The organism is Mesorhizobium sp. M2A.F.Ca.ET.037.01.1.1 (assembly GCF_003998075.1).
Lineage (GTDB): Bacteria > Pseudomonadota > Alphaproteobacteria > Rhizobiales > Rhizobiaceae > Mesorhizobium.
Genome location: NZ_RZSA01000696.1, coordinates 1 through 3,656 on the forward strand (window position 1 = coordinate 1; position 3,656 = coordinate 3,656).

Consider the following 3,656-nt stretch of genomic DNA (forward strand, 5'->3'; position numbering starts at 1 on the left):
GATCGATCAGCGCGGCTTCGTCGCCAATCTGGAGCGGCTTCTGGTCGTGGTCGACGAGGGCGTCGTCGGCCGCTTCGCCGCCTACCTTGCCGGCGTCATCGGCGCCGGCAAGCCGACGACGGTGCTGCATTCGAGCGGCGAGACCGATGCCGAGCCGACCGAGGGCCTGCATCTGGAGGAAATCGAGAAGGGCGCCGAGGACAGCCGCGAGGCGACAAGGGAGGGCGACGAGGAGCCGATGCGCGAAGCGCCGGTCACCCGCCGCCAGCATGAGGTGCTTTCCGCCGAGGCGGTCGCCAGCGAGGCGCGCAAGGGCTACGGCATGCTGCTTGTCGGCCTCGGCCGCGCCGTCACTGCCAAGGGCGGCTTCTCGCACCGGCTGAACGAAGTCGCCGGCGCCTTCGACGGGCCGCTCTGCCTGGTGCTGAAGCCGGCGAGCGCCGGTCGCCAGATGCCGAAACTCGATCCCGGATCGGGCAAGATACTGGTGCCGGTCAACGGCACGGCGGTTGCCCGCCGGGGCGCCGAGCTGGCGCTCGCGATAGCGGCGGTTACCGGCGCGCCGGTCAAGATGCTCTATGTCGCGCGCGGCGGCCGCGACGAGCCGCGCGACACCGTCTCGCATCGCCGCCGCGAGGCGGTTTTGAAGGACATCGTCGCGCTCGCAGACCGCTACGGCGTCGAGATCGAGACCGCCATCAGAAGCCGGGCCGCGGCCGCCGACGCCATCGCCCGCCAGGCCGGCCGCAACGTGTCGCTGATCGTCATGGGCGTATCGCGGCGGCAGGGCGAGGAACTCATCTTCGGCGAGACGACGACGGCCGTCCTGCGGCGCGGCCCGTGTCCGGTGGTGCTGATCTCCGACGAGCGGGTGCAACGCGACGAGAGTGAGCGCGAGGCCGTGCGCACGGGGGCGGGGACCGGGTGAAGGGAGAGCCCTCGCTTCAAAGTCGGCCTGGATCGGTTATCTTGCTGCGCAAGGAGGCGTTGATGAGCTTCAGCACAAAACCTCTCGACATGGCCACCTGGCCGGATTTTGCCGCGCTGGTCGAGCGGCACAATGGCGTTTGGTGCGGCTGCTGGTGCATGGCGTTCCACGCCAAGGGTTCGGGCGCGGTGGGCAATCGCGAGGCAAAGGAGGCGCGGGTGCGCGAAGGCAGCACGCATGCCGCGCTCGTCTTCGATGGTTCGGCTTGTGTCGGCTGGTGCCAGTTCGGGCCGACCGGCGAACTGCCGCGCATCAAGCACCGGCGCGCATACGAGGATGGGCAGGCGGTGTTGCCCGACTGGCGCATCACCTGCTTCTTCTCCGACAAGGCCTTTCGCGGCAAGGGCGTGGCCGCGGCAGCCCTTGCCGGCGCACTGGCCGAGATCGGTCGTCTCGGCGGTGGCACGGTGGAAAGCTATCCTGAGGACGCACAAGGGCGCACCGTCGCCGGCGCCTTCCTGCACAACGGCACGCTGGCGATGTTCGAGCGCCAAGGTTTCAGCCGCAATCGCCAGATCGGTAAGCACCGCTGGGTGGTTGAGAAGAGAGTGGCGGCGCGGGGTTGAAGCATATATATGATTATTTGCTAATATATACTGGGAAGGAACGATCAGAACGGGAGAACGACGATGGCCGCCTATCTGATTGCCGATGTCGATATCACCGACATGGCCATGTTCGACGAGTACAGACGCGAAGTCCCGGCGACCGAGGCCCGCTATGGCGGGCACTATCTGGCGCGGGGCGGTGCGACGCGGGTGCTTGAAGGCGACTGGGAGCCGCACCGTCTGGTCATTATCGAGTTTCCCGACATGGCCGCGATCACCGCGTGGTACGACTCGCCGGAGTATGAGAGGCTGAAGCAAATCCGTTTCCGCTGCGCCCACACACGCATCATCGCCCTCGAAGGAGTGGCTCCTGCCTGACGGTCCAAGGCTGACGGCTGCGGTTCACTTGCCTTCGAAGAACCTGTGGATCGCTTCGTCCAGCTGCTCGATGAGTTCGGCGTTGCGGGTGCTGCCGGCCCAGATCAGCGCGTTGAGCCGCATGTCCTTGTTGAGGAAGTTCACCTTCCCGGTATCGAGCAGATACTGCGCAACCGCGAAGTGCCGCCCCTTGATGGCTTCGATGAGGGCGCTGTTTCGCCCTGTCTTGTCGGCCGCATTGACGTCCGCGCCATGCTCGACCAGGAGCGTGACGGCATCGAGATGCCAGTTCCCTGCCGCTTCGATCAACGCCGTGCGGCCATTGTAGTCGGCGCGCGCGTCGATATCGATCTGAGGGTGTCGCACCAGCGCCTGGATGCAGTCGTAGTGACCCTTGGCCGCGGCCAGGCTCAAAGGCGTGCTCTTCCATTTGTTCCTGGAATTGACGTCGATCGCCGGCCGCGCGATCAAGGCTTCGAGCACTGCCATGCGGGCATTGTGGGCGGCAAGATGCAGCGCAGACCAGCCGCCTTCGTCGGTCTGGTTGATGTCCGCCCCCGCCGCGAGTTCGGCACGTACGGTCTCGGCGTCGCCTTTCTCGGCTGCGACCAGCAGGTCGGACCAATTTCTGGCGTCTTCGGCTTCCAAGCTTGCCGTCACTGCAATGTTCCCCGGAACATGGTTCGTACCGGCAGCAGGCCGGCAGTTATCAGTTTGCGGCTTCCCCGGCTGAAGGTTCCACAGTAACCGGCATCGGGCAAATGGATTTTCGCGCTAGCCAACGCGTGGCTCCGCTCGGCATTGATTTGAGTGGATGCTAATATAACATAGCCCCTTTCCAAAGGAGCTTGGCATTCCGCGAATGGCCGGCCAGGAGTTGCAGTACCGGACAGCGACCCGCGACGACATCGAACGGATTTCGGCGCTGATGGGGCTGGCGATCGCCGAGCTGCAAAAACCCTTCCTCGATGACGCCCAGATCGAATCCAGCCGCGCCATCATGGGCCTCGACACCCAGCTCATCGATGACGGAACCTACTTTGTCGTGACCTGCGCGGGAGCGCTCGCCGGCTGCGGTGGCTGGAGCAGGCGCTCGACCATGTACGGCGGCGACAAGACGCCCGGGCGCAGCGCGGCATTGCTCGATCCCGCCAGGGACGCCGCGCGCGTCAGGGCGATGTACACGCATCCCGATTTCGTGCGGCGCGGCGTTGGCCGCCTCATCCTGTCCCTTTGCGAGGACGCGGCGCGGAAGGAAGGCTTCCGGCGTGTCGAGCTCGGCGCGACTATGGCCGGAGAGCCGCTCTACCGGGCATGCGGCTACCAGCCGGGCAAGAGGATCTTCGACGACACCGGCGGCGCGCCGGTGCCGATCGTGATGATGTGGAAGACGATCTGAGAGGGAGAGCTCGATGGCCGCTTATCTGATTGCAGACGTCGATGTCACTGACATGGCCATGTTCGACGAGTACCGGCGGGAGGTGCCGGCAACCGAGGCTCGCTATGGCGGGCATTATCTCGCGCGCGGCGGCACGACGCGAGTGCTCGAGGGCGACTGGGAGCCGCACCGCCTGGTCATAATCGAGTTTCCCGACATGGCCGCGATCACCGCGTGGTACGACTCACCGGAGTATGAGAGGCTGAAGCAAATCCGTTTCCGCTGCGCCCACACACGCATCATCGCCCTCGAAGGGGTGGCTCCTGCCTGACGGTCCAAGGCCGACGGCTGCGGTTCACTTGCC

Annotated in this window: 6 protein-coding genes; 5 read left to right on the forward strand and 1 reads right to left on the reverse strand. The window is 65.7% G+C overall.

The features are described 5' to 3' along the window. The 3 genes from EOA27_RS27165 to EOA27_RS27175 all read left to right on the forward strand — a co-directional run. Positions 1-928, forward strand: a 928-nt coding sequence (locus EOA27_RS27165) for a universal stress protein (protein ID WP_145970558.1), incomplete at its 5' end; no start/stop codon positions are given. Between the two features lie 62 nt (positions 929-990). Beyond that, positions 991-1,554, forward strand: a complete 564-nt coding sequence (locus EOA27_RS27170; RefSeq protein WP_126083348.1) for a GNAT family N-acetyltransferase — start codon at positions 991-993, stop codon at positions 1,552-1,554. Between the two features lie 63 nt (positions 1,555-1,617). Beyond that, positions 1,618-1,914, forward strand: a complete 297-nt coding sequence (locus EOA27_RS27175; protein ID WP_126083347.1) for a DUF1330 domain-containing protein — start codon at positions 1,618-1,620, stop codon at positions 1,912-1,914. Positions 1,915-1,938: 24 nt separating this feature from the next. Here the strand turns inward: EOA27_RS27175 and EOA27_RS27180 are convergent, their stop codons facing one another. Beyond that, the gene (locus tag EOA27_RS27180) at positions 1,939-2,574 is read right to left on the reverse strand and encodes an ankyrin repeat domain-containing protein (RefSeq protein WP_127257706.1); all 636 of its coding nucleotides are present in this window, start codon (positions 2,572-2,574) and stop codon (positions 1,939-1,941) included. 202 nt (positions 2,575-2,776) lie between these two features. On the opposite strand from EOA27_RS27180, the gene EOA27_RS27185 reads away from it, so the two are divergent. Then, positions 2,777-3,313: a GNAT family N-acetyltransferase gene (locus EOA27_RS27185; RefSeq protein WP_127257708.1), complete on the forward strand. Its 537-nt coding sequence runs from the start codon at positions 2,777-2,779 to the stop codon at positions 3,311-3,313. Between the two features lie 13 nt (positions 3,314-3,326). After that, positions 3,327-3,623, forward strand: coding sequence for a DUF1330 domain-containing protein (locus EOA27_RS27190; RefSeq protein WP_126083345.1), 297 nt, complete (start codon positions 3,327-3,329; stop codon positions 3,621-3,623). The last annotated feature ends 33 nt before the right edge of the window (positions 3,624-3,656 follow it).